Here is a 17,166-nt window from a genome sequence, read left to right as displayed (position 1 = left end):
AAGCCCTCCAGGCCTCGGGCAATGCATATGAGCCTACGCCATTGATCTTCTGAGTAGAAAGTCCGCAAACCAAATCCCCTCTCCCCACCAAGTGCGTGGCAACGTCCATTCTGCCCTTTGGGGAGAGGCTAGGGTGAGGGGCGTCCCACCCTCCTTTCGACGCACCCGCCACCGCAGTCCCACGATGCCAAATCTCTTCTCTGCGGTCTTCTAATCTCTGCGTTGTAAAAAACTCTGGCTTCACACCAGCCTCTCCTTCAGCGCCCTCGCCACCGCCGCCGCGCGGCTGTGCACCCCCAGCTTCGTAAACAGATTCCGCGTATGCGTGCTCGTCGTGTGAATGCTCACCTGCATCCGGTCCGCGATCTCCTTCGCCGTCAGTCCTTCCACCAGCAGCTTCAGCAGATCATGCTCCCTTGGTGACAGAGACACCGGCTGCGCCGCCGGTTTCGTCAGCTTCGCCAGCATCTTCACCACGCTCGCCGCCACTTTGGGAGACATTGGCGAGCCTCCCTGCGACGCTTCCAGAATCGCCTCCACCACCGTCTCCGCGCGCGATGTCTTCACCAGATATCCGCTCGCTCCCGCGCTGATCGCACGGCTGATCTTCTCCTCGTCTTCAAACACCGTCAGAATCACAATACGGCATTCTGGCGCCAGCTTGTGCACATCCGCGATGATCTCCAGTCCGCTGCGTCCCGGCAGCCCCACGTCCATCAGCAGCACATCCGGCTTTTGTCCTTCACTGGCGCTCTTCAGCGCTGCCAGCATCGTTTCAGCATTCGCAAAGGCCGGCGCCACCGCCAGCCCGCGCTCGGGCGTGCATAGCCGCTGCAGTGAGCGGCGGAAGGTGTCATGGTCTTCCACGATCCAGGTCTGAATCAGCGTTTCAGGTTTCATCATTCAAGCGGCAGGTTTGCGCCAGCGGTGCCCTCGTGGCAGGTCGAGCGTGATGGACGTGCCACTACCATGTACGGATTGGATTTGCAATCGCGCCTGCATCATCGCCGCCCGCTCCCGTAGGTTGCTCAGGCCGTGCCCGCTTCCAGACTGCGCCGTATCAAAGCCCTTCCCATTGTCTGTCACCTCGATCCGCAGCCCCTGCGCCGTCGGCGTCAGGTGAAACCTCACCCTCGTCGCCTGCGCATGTTTGGAAATGTTGTGCAGCACCTCCTTGCAAAAGAGGTACAGCTCACGCCGCGTCTCGATGTCCGGCTCCAGCGTCAACGGCGCGGCAGGCAGAGCGCAGTCCAGCGTGTGATTTCGCAGCAGCCGCTCCGTCAGCCGGTGCAGCACATCCATCCAGTCATTCTCCGTCCCGGAGCGCTTCGTGCTGATCAGGTCCACCATGTCCCGCATCGAGTCCGCCGTCTCCGCCGCCACCCGTTCGATCTCGCTGATGTCCGCCCGCATGTCCTCCGGGCTGGCGCCAGGTTGTCCCGCAAAGGAGCAGATCAGCGTGATGCTCCCCAGGTTCGATCCGATCTCATCGTGCAAATCCCGCGCCAGCTTGTCATGCAGTCGCTGCGCATCACGCTTCCGCTGCCTCCTCTGCCGCCACAGCAGCAGCCCGCTCAGCAGCGAGATCCCGCCCACGCTCCCCACGCTGCCGTTCACCAGCAGGTGCTGCGTGTGCTCCACCACCGCTTCGCGCCGGGCCTTCAGCTCGCTCCGTTCCCTTTCATAATGCTGCCTCGTTTCCAGCTGCGCAAACCACTCCGGCAGCGTCAGCAGGCGTCCGCCTTCAGTCAGTCCATCATTGAGTGCCGCGGTGTTCCACGCAGCTCCTTCCTCTCCTGTCAGCACATCACTTGCCGTGAAGGTGCCGCTCGGCGCGATGTTTCTGCCTTCTTGAAACACCTGCACCTCCGCCAGCGCAAACACATAGTCGCTCTTGCGATACCACAGCTGCGTGGCCGTGATTCGCAGAAACTTCACCCGTGCCCGATGCGCCGGAATGCACACCAGGTTCATCCCCGGAGGTGGCAGCAGCTTGTCCGTGATCTCCTGGATCATCACCGCATCGCTGAAGTCCTCCTTCGTTGCTCCTTCCACTTTGTACCTCACCGGAAATCCATAGTCAAACCACAGCGGCACATCCTTCCGCCGCACCGGCACCAGCCGCACCTCATCGATCGGCGTTATCTCCGGCAGCGTTAGCGTCACCGTCTTCTCTTCATCCGCCGTCGCAGCCACCGCGCTGTGATAGCCGTTCGTGCCACCCGCCTGCGGCGCCACCGGCAGCCCCAGCGGCGTCACCATGTCGATCAAATTCGCCCGCGTCCATGCGCGCGGTGCATTGCGTGAGCTCGAGCTCGTCACCGTCGCCTCCAGCGCCAGGTTGCGCGTGCCCGCCAGCACCAGCATCTCCGCCATCGCCAGGATCTCCGGCCCGTCCACGGACCACGGCTCAGTCGCTGTAAAACGCACCCGCTTCACCCGTTGCGCTTCAAAGCGCGCCACCACCGGAAAGCACCCAGGATTCGGAAAATCCTCCGCCGTTTTGTCCATCACCACCTTGGCCCGGTTTTGTTCGTCGAAGATCTCCAGCTTGAAGCGCACCGGAAAGCCATATCCCGCCACCACCGCATTCGCCCCTTTCGCCAGCGGTGGCACCAGCACCACGCTGTCCGCCGCGGCCGCCTCCTTCAGCGTCAGTTCCATCCAGCGCACATCCTCATCCGTCGTGTATCCTGTTTTCAATCCAACGCGCAGACTGCTGTTGATCAGCATCAGCTCCGGCAGCGTTCCCAGCTTCTGCCCGTCCGCCGCGATTTTTTCATCCAGCGCCTTCAGCTCGCCCCAAGACCAAAACGCCAGCCGCTCCACCCATTTCGAATCCGCCCCTTTCGCAGGCAGCGCCGCACAGAGCCATGCCAAAACCAAAAGCACCCGCGTGCCCATGCGGCAATGCCGCACGCATCTGTCTTCATCGTGGCTTCCGGTCTTCTCGTGCATCCAGCCTCCAACCTTCCTCCTCATTGCTCTTTCGTCATTCGTCATTTTCTCACCTCACCTATTTTGGCGAGATTTGGCCGCATGACGCCACCGTCCTTTGGCTCACCGTCTCCTGCATCCATCTCCACCTGCCCTTTCTCATGAAATCGCTCCACCCTCTGCTGCTTCCGTTCATGCTGGTCGCCCTCGTCTCCCCGGTGTTCGCTCAGGACAAGGAGAAGACGGAAAAGACGCCAAAGACCACGGCGCCCAAATTTGTCATCCCGGCGGACGCCAACGGCATGAAAAGCATCATCGCTGCTCCGGAGAAGATCCGCCCCATCAAGGTCGGCATCTACCGCGGCCCGGGCGCTCCTCAGGGCGGCGGAGACAATGTTGCCAATGTGCTCAAGCCTTTCCCTCAGGCACAGGTCGTGATCCTCAGTGAGAAGGACGTCGCCACCCTCAATCTCAGTGCTTATGACGTCCTCGTGTTTCCCGGCGGCTCCGGCGGCGGCCAGTCCAAAGGCATCGGCGAGGCCGGCCTGAAAAACGTGCGCGACTTCGTCAGAAACGGTGGCGGCTACGTCGGTATTTGCGGTGGCGCTTATCTCGCCTGTTCGAACTTCAGCTGGGGCCTCGGCATCCTCAATGCAGGCACCGTCTCCAGCAAATGGATGCGCGGTCAGGCCATGCTTGATCTCGAAGTCGCTCCTGCCGGCACCGAACTCCTCGGCGATGTGAAGGCTCCCTTCAAAGTCCGCTACCACAATGGCCCCATCCTCAAGCCCGGCGATCGCACAGACATTCCTCCTTACACCGTCGTTTCCACCTTCAAAACGGAAGTCGCAAACAACGGCACCCCCGCAGGTGTGCAGGTCGATTCACCTGCGCACACCATCAGCACCTACGGCAAAGGCCGCGTCTTCATCTCCAGCCCTCATCCGGAAAACACCCCCGGCCTCGAAAACCTCATCCCTCGCGGCATCTTCTGGGCAGCCGGTGAAAAATCTTCAAACCCAATTCCATGATCTCCCGCCTGCTGATTTGTCTGCTGCTTCTCGGCGGTGCCGCGTTCGCGCAAAACAACGCCTACAAGTCCCCTTACACGGTCAATTTTTCCTTCAAGGAGCAGGACCTCATTCCAGATCTCCTCAAAGGCCCTCGCTCCAACCCCAAAGACTACGCCAGCGTACCTTTTGGCGATTGGTACAATCCCTCCAACGAAAAGCGCTGGTCCCACTACGGCCCCGCCGCCAAGCACTTCAGCGCGCCCACCGGCCTCTCGTCAAAAAGCCCCCAGTGGTCGCGCGAGCGCGTCATCGCCGCAGGCATGCGCTTCATCGGTTACTCCTATCAGCACCATCACGTTCCGGACTGGGACCCGCCCGCCGAATGGCCCCGCAGCAAGGAGCAGACCACACCCGTCGGCAAAGGCCTCGATTGCAGCAACTTCACCGCCTTCTGCTACAATCTCGCTCTCGGCATCAAGCCCGGCGGCGAGGTCAAAGGCCAGTCCGAAATGACAGAGGCCGATGGCCCCGGCCCCAATCGCACCATTCCCGTGAAGCGCATCGAGCTGCCAAAGACCTATGAAGACTTTGCGCGCACTCTGCAGACCGGCGATCTCCTCTACATCAAGAACACCAAGGGCACACTCTCCCACGTGGTCCTCTGGGTCGGCAAAATCGGCAAATCGCCCGATGGCACCCCGCTCATCCTCGACAGCACCGGTTCTGGCGCACACGATTCAAACGGCACGGAAATCCCGAACGGCATCCACCTCCGTCCCTTCAAGCGCAACACCTGGTACTTCACCCAGGCCAGCCACGTCCTGCGCATCATCCCCGCGGATTCATAAGATCGCATGAGACGAAGATGAGGCTCCTCCTTGCCATCCTCACCGCCCTTGCCTTCGGCAGCGTTCACGCGGCCGAGTCCACTCCGGATTCCAGCATCTTCGGCAGGCACAATTTCATCGAGTACGTTCCCGGCGATCTTCCCCTCATCATTTCTGTTCCACACGGCGGGCGCTTGAAGCCCGCCGAAATCCCCGATCGCACCAGCGGCGTCGTGGACATCGACGCCAACACCCACGAACTCGCGCGCGCCATCGCCTCCGTCATTCACGCCGAGACCGGCCGCCACACCCATCTCATCATCTGCCGCCTCCACCGCAGCAAGCTCGATGCCAATCGCGAGCTCGCCGAAGCCGCTCAGGACAGCCCCCTCGCTCAGCAGGCCTGGACCGAGCACCACGACTTCATCGCTCAGGCCTGCGATGCCGCGGTAAAGCAGTTCGGCGTCGCCTTCCTCATCGATCTCCATGGCCACGGCCATGCCGATGCCCGCGTCGAGCTCGGCTATCGCCACGACTCGCTCGATCTCGCCGACTGCGACGAGGCGCTCAATCAGCCCACGTACATCAATGCCGGCAGCCTCCGCTGGATCGCTCAGCGCAGCTCCCTGAGCTATTCCGAGCTCCTGCGCGGTCCTCAAAGCTTCGGCGCCTTGCTTGAAACCGCCGGCTTCCCCGCCACTCCCAGCCCTCGCATGCCCGTTCCCACCCAACCCTTCTTCCGCGGTGGCTACACCATTCAGCGCCACTGCAGTGCGGAGCGCAATGTCACCGGTCTTCAGATCGAGGCCAATCGCCCCCGCCTCCGAGATACTGAGGAGAATCGCCTCCTCTTCTCCCGCGCCTTGGTGCAGGTCCTGCGCACCTACTTCCCCATGCATCTCGGCATTCGGCTGGATGAGCCAAAACCCGTGCTCGAAGCGCAGTGATAACCGGTTCGCGAACCTCATGTCTGCGTCGCGCAGAGCACCTGAATCAGGACGGTCTGACTGCCTGAAAACGAATCGCTTCTCAGGTCTTTTCCAGCCTCGCTTAGTGGGTGGAGACGAGCATTTTCGTGGCATCCGCCGCAGCTTTCCTAATGCTTGTGCGCATTACGTTTTCTCTCGTGGCTCACCTATTCTGGCGAGGCCGCTCTGGCATGGCCGATGCTAATTAATTCGGCCGAATGGCATCGCTAATTGAAGAGCCTCAACGCTCCTCAGCATACCGCTGCCACAAAAAATCCCCCACGCCCAAATCCCCCCCCGCACGCATTCAGCTTCGTCGATCCCCGGCGATGAAGCCGATGCCGATTGAGTCATGAATAAATTCTCTTTGCCGCGCACGAATTCGGATTCGCCCGTCCACGTTCACCTGCTTGACCGCTCAGCCTGCCTCGGTTCACATGCAGTTTCCGCGCTCAGGCGCTTTCTTCCTCAGGTCCTTGTTATGTTGGCCCTCCACGGTGGCCAGTCCTTTGCCACCTCCACCTGGGTGGGAAACACCAGCGCGGACTGGGGCACGGCGGCGAACTGGGGCGGGACCCTCCCCACGCTTGCCGGAGACAGCTTTGTCTTCGGTGCTGCGGGAACAGGCGGTACCACCTTGAACAATTCTCTCACCGGCCAGGTGATCGGCAATGGCACCTCCACCCCGAACCTCACCTTCAATGCAGGCGCGTCTGCGTTCACGTTGAACGGTAATGCGGTCACGGTCGGCTCGACCTTGAATGTGGCGTTTGTAAACAACAGCTCCAATCTTCAGACCATCAATCTTGCGCTCAATTTGGCTCAGGATTTTGTGATTGCCGGCGGCGCCAGCATCACGCTCGGTGGAAACATCGGCCAGGGCGGGACAGCAGGCGCGCGTACCATCAGCAACAATCTCACCGCCGGAACTCTCACCATCGGCGGCTCCATCAACATGACGTCCTCCAGCACGGCTCGCACCTGGACTCTGAGCGGCAGCAGCAGCTCCAGCACCATCATCACCGGTGCCATCCAGAACGGCAGCACGGGCATCGGCTCGCTGGTCCTCTACACCACCAACAGCTCCGGCGGTGCCACCCTCTCTGGTGCCAATACCTACACCGGCAGCACCACCGTCAGTTTCGGCACCTTGGGTCTCGATTTCAGCGCCGCTGCCATCTCCGACAACATCATCAACAACACTGCCAATTCTTCAGCACTCGTCATGGGCGGCGGCACTGTAAGCATCACCGGAAAATCCGGAGCCACCAATACTCAGCGCTTCAATGGCACCTCCTTTAGCGGTGGTCGCGTCAGCGGCCTGCGCGTCACTCAAAATGGCGCATCCAGCGTCAGTGTCACACTCGGTGCCATCACCCGCTCCACCGGCAGCAGTGTTGACTTCACCCTTCCCACCACGGGCTCCATCACCACCACCACCACCGCGGCAGCCATCGGTTCAAACAATATCCTCGCGCTCGGTTCCGTCGCCTTCGGCACTGTGGGCGGCACCACCTGGGCCACCAACACTTCCGGCTCCATCGGCGCGCTCGCCGCAGGCTCTTATCAGACCGCCTTCACCTCCGCCACCGGAGACACGGACGTTACCGCCAGCATGAGTCCTGCCGCCTTCACCACCAATACCCTCCGTTTCAATGCCGCAACCACCACGCTCACCCTCAGCAGTTCGGCCAATAGTGTCGTGACCTCAGGTGGCATCCTCGTCACCGCTGCCGGTGCCGGTTCCTCCATCGCAGGCGGCGGTGCTTCCGTCGGCCTCACCGTCGGAAGTGGCAAAGAACTCGTCATCTTCAATAACACCACCGGCACCTCGGGCTTCACCATCAGTGCTCCCATCATCGACAACGCCACCAGTGCTCTCACCGTTTCCGGCCCTGGCATCACCAAGCTCACAGGTGCCAACACCTATGCCGGCACCACCAGCATCACGGGCGGTGTTCTGGATGTCGGCACCATCTCCGGAACATCGGGAGTTTCCCTTGGCAGCGGCGGCATCATTTTGGGGGACGGCGGCGTCCTTCAGGGCAACGGCACATTCACCCGTGGTTTCAGCAACGCCCCCACCGTCTCAGGCAATGACTTCACCGGCCTCGAAGGCGGGTTTGCCGCGCGGGGTGGTACTCTGACGCTCAACTTCGGCGGCGGTGCAGCCGCTTTTACCCTCGGCATCTCCAGCACCAACTACCGCTTTGGCAACAACTTCATCTTTGGTTCCGCTACCGCGGACTCCCCCGTCATCTTGGTCAATCCCCTCAGCCTGAACGGCGCCACCAATGGCCTCGGCCGCACCTTCACCGTCAATTCCGGCGTCGGCGGAGATTACGCCGAGCTGCAGGGCGTGCTCAGCAGCTCTGCCGGAGCTCTCATCAAGGCCGGCTCCGGCCTTCTCGTTTTGTCCGCTGCAAATACCTACAGCGGTTCCACCACCATCAATGCCGGCACCTTGCAGCTTGGCATTATCGGTACCAATGGCGGCACCACAGGCTCTCTCGACTCCACCAGCGCCATCATCAACAATGGCACCCTCGCATTCAACCGCACCGACTCAGGGCTCACCATCAGCGCCGTGATCTCCGGCACCGGCGCCGTCAATCAAATCGGCACTGGCACCACCATCCTCTCCAATTCCAACAGCTACACCGGAGTCACCACCATAAGCGCCGGCACCTTGCAGCTCGGCACCGGTGCCGGCGGCAGTACAGCAGGCTCCATCGCCAGCAGCAGCAGCATCGTTAACAATGGCACCCTCGCCTTCAACCGCAGCAACTCCTCAACTCTCGGCGTCGTCATTTCCGGCACCGGCGCGGTCAACGTCATCGGCTCGGGCACGATCATCCTGAGCAATGCCAGCAGCTATACCGGCGTCACCACCATCAGCGCCGGCACACTTCAGCTCGGCTCTGGCACAGGGGGGGGCACCTCCGGCTCCATCAACAATTCCAGCAGCGTCGTCAACAACAGCATCCTCACCTTCAACCGCAGCAACTCCACCTCCCCCGGTTATGTCATCAGCGGCACGGGCGCGGTCAACATCATCGGCACCGGCACCATCACCTTCGTCGGGACAAACACCTACACCGGCCTGACCACCATCAGCGCAGGCGTCCTGCAGCTCGGCAGCGCCGGCTCCACCGGCTCCATCGATGGAACCAGCGGCATCACCAACAATGCCACCCTCGCCTTCAACCGCAGCAACACCTTCACCATGGCCGCCGCCATCACCGGCACCGGCGTCGTGAATCAAATCGGAGGAGGAATCACCAATCTCAGCGGTGCCAACACTTACAGTGGGGGTACCAACGTGAACACCGGCACGCTCACCTTCCTTAACACAAGCGCGAAGCCAGCCACCGGCACCACCACCGTCGCAGCCGGCGCCACCCTCGGCCTCGGCGTCGCCACCTCCGGCAGCTTCTTCACCTCGGCGGATTTGGACAGCCTCTTTGCGGGCACCATGACCAATGTCTCCATCAGCTCCACCTCCAATGTCGGCATCGACACCACCGCCGGAAACTTCACCTACGCCACCAGTGTTTCCGGCACTCGTGGCCTCACCAAGCTCGGTGCCAATACCCTCACTCTCACCGGTTCGAACACCTACACCGGTGTCACCACAATCAGCGGCGGTGTCCTCGATGTCGGCACCATCAGCAGCGGCGCTCTGTCTGCCAGCGGTCTTGTCTTTGCCAATGACGGCATCCTGCAGGGAAATGGCAGCTTCACCCGCAACTTCAGCGGCTCTGCCACTGCGGCTGCCGGTCAGATCGCTGGCCCTAGCGGCGGCTTCGCTGCCAGAGGCGGCACTCTCACAGTCAATTTTGGCGGGGCAGGGGCCACCATCACCATCAGCAACGGCAGCGTCCGCTTCGGTGCCAATTTTGACTTCGGCTCCCCCACTGCCGACAGCAAAGTCATCGTCGTCAATCCCCTCGATCTTAATACCCTCAGCCGCACCTTCACCGTCACCTCCGGCCTCGGCGGCGACTCCGCCGAACTCCAGGGCGTCATCAGCAGTTCTAGCGCCACCGACGGCATCATTAAAGCTGGCACCGGCTTGCTCATCCTCTCCGCCACCAATTCCTACACCGGAGCCACCGTCATCAGTGCCGGCACTCTCCAGCTCGGCAGCGGCACCGGCGGCGGCGCAGCGGGGGCCATCAATTCCACCAGCGGCGTCACCAACAACGGCGCGCTCACCTACAATCGCAGCGGCTCCACTTCGCCCGCTTACGCCATCACCGGCACAGGTGTTGTCAATCAGATCGGCAATGGCACCACCACCCTCAGCGGTGCCAATAATTACAGCGGCGGCACCAATGTGAATGCCGGCGGCCTAACCTTCCTCAACACGAACGCCAAACCCACCACCGGCAGTGTCACGGTGGCTGCAGGCGCCACCCTCGGCCTCGGTGTCGCCACCTCGGGTTCTTTCTTCAGCTCTGCGGATGTGGACAGCCTGTTTGCCGGCACCATGGTCAACGTCACCAACAGCGCCACCTCCAATGTCGGCATCGACACCAGCGCGGGAAATTTCATCTACGCCTCCAGCATCTCCGGCACGCGCGGCCTCACCAAGCTCGGTGCCAACATCCTCACCCTCACAGGCACAAACACCTACACCGGTACCACCACCATCAGTGGCGGCGTTCTCGATGTCGGCACCATCAGCAGCGGCGCTCTCGCCGCCAGCGGCATCGTCTTCACCAATGACGGCATCCTCCAGGGAAATGGCACCCTCACTCGCAACTTCGCCGGCAACTCCTCCAATACCGCCGCCGCGGGCCAGATCTCCGGCACCAGTGGTGGCTTCGCCGCGCGCGGCGGCACGCTCACCATCAATTTCGGCGGCTCCGGCGCCTCCGTCTTGCTGAGCAACAGCAACTTCCGTTTCGGCACCAACTTCGACTTCGGCTCCGCCACCGCGGACAGCAAGGTCATCGTCGTCAATCCCCTCGACCTCAATACCGTCAACCGCACCTTCACCGTCACCGCTGGCGTCGGTGGAGACTCCGCCGAGCTCCAGGGAGCCATCACCGGCGGCGCATTCGGCATCACCAAGGCAGGCAATGGACTCCTCATCCTCTCCGGCGCCAGCACCTATACCGCTGCCACCACCATTTCTGGCGGCACATTGCAGCTCGGCAATGGCGGTGCCACCGGCAGCCTCTCCAGCAGTACTTCCGTGGTAAACAACGCCACCCTCGCCTTCAACCGCAGCAACGCCATGTCCTTCTCAAACATCATCAGCGGCACCGGCAGTGTCGCTCAGATCGGCTCCGGCTCCACCACGCTCAGCGCTGCAAACACCTACAGTGGCGGCACCTCCGTGACCTCCGGCTCGCTCATCGTTGCCAATGCCTCCGGCTCCGCCACCGGCACCGGCTCCGTCACCATCGCCACCGGTGCCACTCTCAGCGGCTCCGGCTCCATCTCTCCTGCAGGCTCCAGCAGTGTGATCGTCGGCGGAACAGTCTCTCCCGGCGCTCCAGGCACTGCAGGCACGCTCACCTTCACTCCGGTGGATGGGGATGTGACCATGCAGGCCGGCAGCTCCATCACCTTTGAGCTCACCGCCAATCACACCAACGACAAAGTTGTTTTCGCCGCATCAGGCGCCGGTGCGCTCGATCTCTCCGCCATGTCCGCAAACAGCATCAGCGTCACCTTCGCAGGCGGCTACACCCCCTCTCTGAATGATTCTTTCGATCTGCTCGACTGGTCCGCTCTGTCCGGCTCCGGCATCGTCGGCCTCACCGCCAGCCTCTTGAACCTCAGCACCGCCGGCTTTGACTCATCCTGGACCTGGGACACCACCCAGTTCACCACCACCGGCGTCGTCACCGTCGTCACCGCCGTTCCCGAGCCATCCCGCCTCCTCTTTCTCGCCTGCGGTTTCATCGGCATCGTTGGCCGCCGTCGGCGCGCTGCTCCGGTTCTTCATGGATAATTCGGGCTTTGGCCCGTCCCGATAAGATCTCCCACGCTCTGTTTTCACCAAAATAAGCGAAGCTTATACAGTGGACTTTTGGCACGAATTCCGCCTCAGTCAGGTGTCCATAAATCTGTTCTCTTATGACACCTATCCCATCATCAAAACCTCTCAGCAAAAACATTCACCTTCAGCGCTGGGTCGGAAAGATGGCAGCCCTTTGCAAGCCCGACCGCATCCACTGGGTTGACGGTTCCAAGGCCGAATACGACCGCCTCTGCAATGAAATGGTCGAAGCTGGCACTTTCATCCGCTTGAATCAAAAAACCTGGCCCGGCTGCTTCTACGCCAAGTCAGACCCCAGCGACGTCGCCCGCGTCGAGGAGCGCACCTTCATCTGCAGCAATTCCAAGGACGGCGCCGGCCCCACCAACAACTGGGTCAACCCCTTCGAAATGAAGGAGAAACTCCGCAAGCTTTTCAATGGCTGCATGCGCGGTCGCACGATGTACGTCCTCGCCTACAGCATGGGCCCCATCGACTCGCCCATGTCCCAGATCGGTGTCCAGCTCACCGACTCCCCTTACGTCGTGGTCAACATGCGCATCATGGCGCGCATCGGCAAAAAGGTCTTCGAGAAAATCGACACCTCAAAGAAGCGCGTCGTCCCCTGCATGCACACCGTCGGCGCGCCTCTCAAAAAAGGCCAGAAGGATGTCCCCTGGCCCTGCAACAAGGAGAAATACATCGTCCACTTCCCCGAATCGCGCGAGATCTGGAGCTACGGCTCCGGCTACGGCGGCAATGCCCTCCTCGGCAAAAAATGCTTCGCCCTCCGCATCGCCTCCGCCATGGCTCGCGATGAAGGCTGGATGGCCGAGCACATGCTCATCCTCGGCGTCGAAGATCCCAAAGGCAAAAAGACCTACGTCGCCGCCGCCTTCCCCAGCGCCTGCGGAAAAACAAACTTCGCCATGCTCATTCCGCCGAAGCATTTCGCGGACAAAGGCTGGAAAGTCTGGACCGTTGGCGATGACATCGCCTGGATCAAACCCGGGGCCGATGGCCGTCTCCACGCCATCAATCCCGAGGCCGGCTTCTTCGGTGTCGCTCCCGGCACCAGCGACAAGACCAATCCCAACGCGATGGCCTCGCTGCGGAAAAACACCATCTTCACCAATGTCGCTCTCACTCCAGACGGCGGCGTCTGGTGGGAAGGCATGACCGATACACCTCCTGCGCAATGCACCGACTGGCAGGGCAACATGTGGACGCCTGAAATCGCCAAAGAAAAAGGCACCAAGGCCGCCCACGCAAACTCACGCTTCACCGCCCCCGCCTCCCAGTGCCCCACCATTGATCCCGACTGGGAAAAGCCCGAAGGCGTGCCCATCAGCGCCATCATCTTCGGCGGCCGTCGCGCCACCACCATGCCCCTCGTTTATCAGGCCTTCAATTGGAGCGGCGGTGTTTACACCGGCGCCACCATGGGCAGCGAGATGACCGCCGCCGCCGCAGGCACCATCGGCAAAGTACGCCGCGATCCCATGGCCATGCTCCCCTTCTGCGGCTACAACATGGGCGACTACTTCCGCCACTGGATCTCCATGCAACGCACTCTCAGCGAGACCCCGCGCATCTTTCACGTGAACTGGTTCCGCAAAGACGCCAACGGCAAATTCCTCTGGCCCGGCTTCAGCGAAAACATGCGCGTCCTCAAATGGATCGTCGATCGTGCCAACGGCCACGGCAAATCCAAGGAAACCCCCGTCGGCTGGGTCCCCAGCTACGCCGACATCGACTGGAAAGGCCTCGACTTCCCCAAAGAAAAATTCGAAGAACTCCAGCACTTCGACCGCGCCGCCTGGCGCGCCGAGATCCTCTCCCACGAAGAACTCTTCCTCGACCTCAAGAGCCACCTCCCCAAAGAGCTCATCTACGAACGCGAGCTCCTCATCTGCCGCATGTAGGGCACAGTACCCATCTCGCTCCGCGAGATGCATGCAGCGTCTCTACAAGGTCAAAAACGTCATCTCGCTTTCCGAAGTGATGCGGGCACTCCTGCCCGCACCGACCGCCTCCCCACGCATCTCACACGCTCACAGTGTGCGCGAGCCCAGCGCCGCGCCACCGCTTTCGCGTCGTAAGCAACACCCGCGTGCCTCAGCGTGAAGTGGTCCGCACATTCCATGTGCGGCGCCTTGGCGTGCTCGCGCTCCAGCACCGCCCCCTCCGGCCAATTTGCAATTCTCAGTTTTCAGTTCCCAGTTTACAATCCCCACCCGCGGACCACCCGCGCCCTGCCCCCTTGCGTGAGCCGCATCACTTCATACCAGCATCCACCATGCCCACCGCTCCCTACTCCCCCACCGCATCCAAGCCCGCCCACCTCCTCAAGGAAAAAATGATGAAGGGCCACACCGTCTTCGGCATGCTCGTCCAGCACGCCGTCGTCCCTGCCATCGTTGACTTCATCCCCGATGACACCCTCGACTTTGTCATCGTCACCGCCGAGCACAACGCTCTCGACATCGCCGACTTCATGCCCCTCCGCTACGCCCTCGCCGCCAAAGGCATCGCCTGCCTCGCCCGCACCCACAGCCGAGATCCCGACGACGTCGCCAAAGTCTGCGACTCCTTCGACGGCGTCGTCATCCCCTACGCCGAAGACATCGATCTCATCAAACGCCTCGCCGCCGCCGCCGTCTATCGCCCCCTCAAAGGCGTCGCCCTCGAAAAAGCCATCAAGGAAAACAAATGGCCCAGCGATAAAACCCGCGACTACATCGAGCAAAAATGCGCGGACACCCTCTTCGTTCCCATGATCGAATCCGTCCTCGCATTGCAAAACTTGGACGCCATCTGCGCCATCCCCGGCGTCAGCGCCCTCTTCATCGGCCCCAACGACATGACCACCAACATGGGCATCCCAAACGAGTACGACCACCCCGACTTCATCGCCGCTGTCCAAAAAGTCATCGATGCCGCCGACAAGCGCCACATCCCCGCCGGCTCCTGGTTCGGCAAAACCGAGCAGCAGCTCCGCGCCATCAAACAAGGCGCCCGCTTCATCTGCCACTCCAACGACAGCTCCCTCCTCAAAGACGCCCTCACCCAAGTCTTCGGCGCGCTGCGCAAAGGCTGAATCCGGCCAAGCCAAGGCTGACGCATGAACAGAGGTAGAACATCTGGCTGTTATGAGTCCGGTGTCCTTTTTGTCCTTTTTGTCCTCCGGATGGGTGCCTCGCCTTCGTATGCCGCTTCATGCGCAACCCCTGTGCAAAGACCTGAACACGGTCCGGTACGCCAAAATTCGCCTCGGCATCACCGTATCCTCATCTTCCCATGCGTCTTCTCGGTTTCCTTCTCTGCCTCTTCGCTGTTACCGCGCCCGCGGCTGAAGTCATCCTCGGCGCGCGCCACGTCATTCATCATGCCGCCGATGCTCCTGAGACCGCCAAACAAGCCGCGCTCGAGCTTCAGCAGGTCATTCAGCAGGCCACCGGCAAGACCTTGGTCATCACCACAGATCCCGCTCTCGCTCCTGCACTGCGCATCGTTTCAGACAGCACCCTCCCGCATGATGGTTTCGAGATTCGGCTGGAAGGCGACGACATCATCATCGCAGGAAACGACGACCTCGCCCCCGCCAAGCCGGACGCGTGGTTTGTTCCCAGCCATGGCACCTACTTCGGTGCCATGGAATTCCTCGAGCGCTTCGCCGGTGCCCGCTGGCTGCTCCCCGGAGATCTCGGCCTCGATGTCCCTCATGTCCAAAGCATCCGCGTCACCCTCGCACAGCCCTTGAAAGGAGCGCCAGCCTTTGCCACCCGTGCCCTCGCCGCTGTCGGCGAGACCGACCCTCGAAATCCGCGCCTCCCGCCCACAGCTCCCTCGCTCTGGCTCCGCCATCACCGCCTCACCAACGGCTTTCATCCCTTCACCACCGCCTATGGCCACTCCTGGGACGACTACCTGCGCCCCGATGACTTCGCCGCGCATCCCGAGTGGAAACCATCCAGCGGCAGCTTCGAGCGCAAAGGCAAGGTCACTTTCTTTTGCACCACCGCGCCCGGCCTCGTGGACCTCTTCGCCAAACGCGTGATCGAATCCATCGACCGCAATCCAAAGCGCGAGATGACCAGCATCTCGCCCACGGACGGCGGCGGATTTTGCACCTGCGAGCGCTGCGCAAAGCTCGTTTCCAAAGACCCGCACGGAAAGCCCGGTCACGCGCTCGCCATCCTCACTTTTTACAACGAAGTCGCCCGCATCATCGGGCGCGAGCGCCCCGGCCATCGCCTCGGCGGCTTCGTCTATTACAACTACCAGTATCCTCCCGATGAGACTCTCAAGATGCCCGACAACATGAGCCTCTGCTGGGCTCCTCTGAACTACTACGGCTACGGCCTCCTCAAGCCAGCTTACCGCGCCGAGTTCCCAGACATCATGAAACGCTGGAGCAGCTCCACCGGCCATCTCTGCTATCACAACTACTCCACCTGGATGCGCAGCTACCATGGCGCACCACTGCCGCCTTCCCTCAGCATCTTGGAGCTGGAGCTCCCCACGGCGGCCAAATACAAGGCCTGGGGAGCGCGTATGGTCGGTGCCAATGCGTGGGGCGTTCATGCTCCCATCAATTACCTTCTCGCCCGGCAGATGTGGGACGCCAAAGTCAACTTCAGCGCTGCCCTCGACGAGTGGCTGCAGCGCGCCTACGGCCCCGGCTGGCGTCACATGCGCCTCATGTATCAGGAACTTGACGCCAAAATGCTCGCACACAAACAAGCTCAACCGCTCGCCTACAAAGGCAGCCAGTATGAGGTAAACGAAGACGTCATGCAGTCCGTTTACGCACCGCTGTTTCCTCAGATCGAGCAGCATTACCTCGCCGCACAGGCTGAATGCGCCACCGACCACCAGCGCGCCCGTCTCGCCATGTTTGGCGACAATCTCACGCAGCTTCACTTCGCGCTGCGCAAGGCCTCACTCATCAGCGGAGAATTGAAGTCCGTCTTCCACCGCGATGACGCAGCCTTCGCCGACTTCATGCGCGCCATGGAATCCTCCTCCAGCCTCTATCGAGATCCCGCCGGCCTCGATCACGGCCCCATCTGGAAAGGCGAATACCGCGCCCCTTGAAGGTCTGCCGTTCCTTCGCACCGCCTCGTAAACTGCAGAATCACCTTGGCGATAGCATTTAAATGATAGTGTGGTCGCCCCAAGGGGGAAAACATCCACGGAGTTCACGAAAGAGACGTCAGCAAAGTGGTCCGCTCAGTCCTCTGAGCGGATATCGCCGTCACAAAACGCTTGTATTACCACACTGGAGGCTGTGCGGCCCAAGAGATGCACCAGCCCCGATGGGGCCTTAACCCGAGTCCCATTCACCACCCGCACAGAACCTTCCAAAGCGGGTCTCCAATCCCACTTTCCACACGCGGCCAAAGCACAGCGCCACTGGACAT

The 17,166-nt window shown here is 61.5% G+C and carries 9 protein-coding genes; 7 read left to right on the top strand and 2 right to left on the bottom strand.

Annotation, left to right across the window (positions count from 1 at the left end):
- Window positions 1–240: 240 nt before the first annotated feature.
- Both ACILSR_RS23905 and ACILSR_RS23900 read right to left on the bottom strand, forming a co-directional pair.
- Window positions 241–903, bottom strand: coding sequence for a response regulator (locus ACILSR_RS23905; RefSeq protein WP_395752325.1), 663 nt, complete (start codon window positions 901–903; stop codon window positions 241–243).
- The gene (locus ACILSR_RS23900) at window positions 904–2,958 is read right to left on the bottom strand and encodes a sensor histidine kinase (RefSeq protein ID WP_395752324.1); all 2,055 of its coding nucleotides are present in this window, start codon (window positions 2,956–2,958) and stop codon (window positions 904–906) included.
- Window positions 2,959–3,098: 140 nt separating this feature from the next.
- Between ACILSR_RS23900 and ACILSR_RS23895 the strand changes: the two genes are divergently transcribed.
- The 7 genes from ACILSR_RS23895 to ACILSR_RS23865 all read left to right on the top strand — a co-directional run bounded on the left by ACILSR_RS23895 (window position 3,099) and on the right by ACILSR_RS23865 (window position 16,840).
- Entirely contained in the window at window positions 3,099–3,968 is an 870-nt protein-coding gene (locus ACILSR_RS23895; protein WP_395752323.1) for a BPL-N domain-containing protein, read from the top strand.
- Window positions 3,965–4,798 carry an NlpC/P60 family protein gene (locus tag ACILSR_RS23890; RefSeq protein ID WP_395752322.1) on the top strand — a complete coding sequence of 278 codons (834 nt, stop codon included), beginning with the start codon at window positions 3,965–3,967 and terminating at the stop codon, window positions 4,796–4,798. Before ACILSR_RS23895 ends, ACILSR_RS23890 begins: the two co-directional genes overlap by 4 nt.
- 17 nt (window positions 4,799–4,815) lie before the next feature.
- Window positions 4,816–5,724 (top strand): hypothetical protein, encoded by a 909-nt coding sequence (locus ACILSR_RS23885; protein WP_395752321.1) that lies wholly within the window; start codon window positions 4,816–4,818, stop codon window positions 5,722–5,724.
- Between the two features lie 502 nt (window positions 5,725–6,226).
- Window positions 6,227–11,713, top strand: coding sequence for a beta strand repeat-containing protein (locus ACILSR_RS23880; protein ID WP_395752320.1), 5,487 nt, complete (start codon window positions 6,227–6,229; stop codon window positions 11,711–11,713).
- 125 nt (window positions 11,714–11,838) lie between these two features.
- Window positions 11,839–13,665 (top strand): phosphoenolpyruvate carboxykinase (GTP), encoded by a 1,827-nt coding sequence (locus ACILSR_RS23875; RefSeq protein WP_395752319.1) that lies wholly within the window; start codon window positions 11,839–11,841, stop codon window positions 13,663–13,665.
- A 374-nt stretch (window positions 13,666–14,039) separates the two neighbouring features.
- Window positions 14,040–14,840, top strand: coding sequence for an HpcH/HpaI aldolase/citrate lyase family protein (locus ACILSR_RS23870; RefSeq protein ID WP_395752318.1), 801 nt, complete (start codon window positions 14,040–14,042; stop codon window positions 14,838–14,840).
- A 200-nt stretch (window positions 14,841–15,040) separates the two neighbouring features.
- A complete protein-coding gene (locus ACILSR_RS23865; RefSeq protein ID WP_395752317.1) occupies window positions 15,041–16,840 on the top strand; it encodes a DUF4838 domain-containing protein in 1,800 nt (599 codons plus the stop codon).
- Window positions 16,841–17,166: the final 326 nt, after the last annotated feature.

This window comes from Prosthecobacter sp., assembly GCF_044222565.1.
In the GTDB taxonomy this organism is placed as follows: Bacteria; Verrucomicrobiota; Verrucomicrobiia; order Verrucomicrobiales; family Verrucomicrobiaceae; genus Prosthecobacter.
The sequence above is the reverse complement of the archived record's forward strand: the minus strand, read 5'-3'. Positions and strand labels throughout refer to the sequence as shown.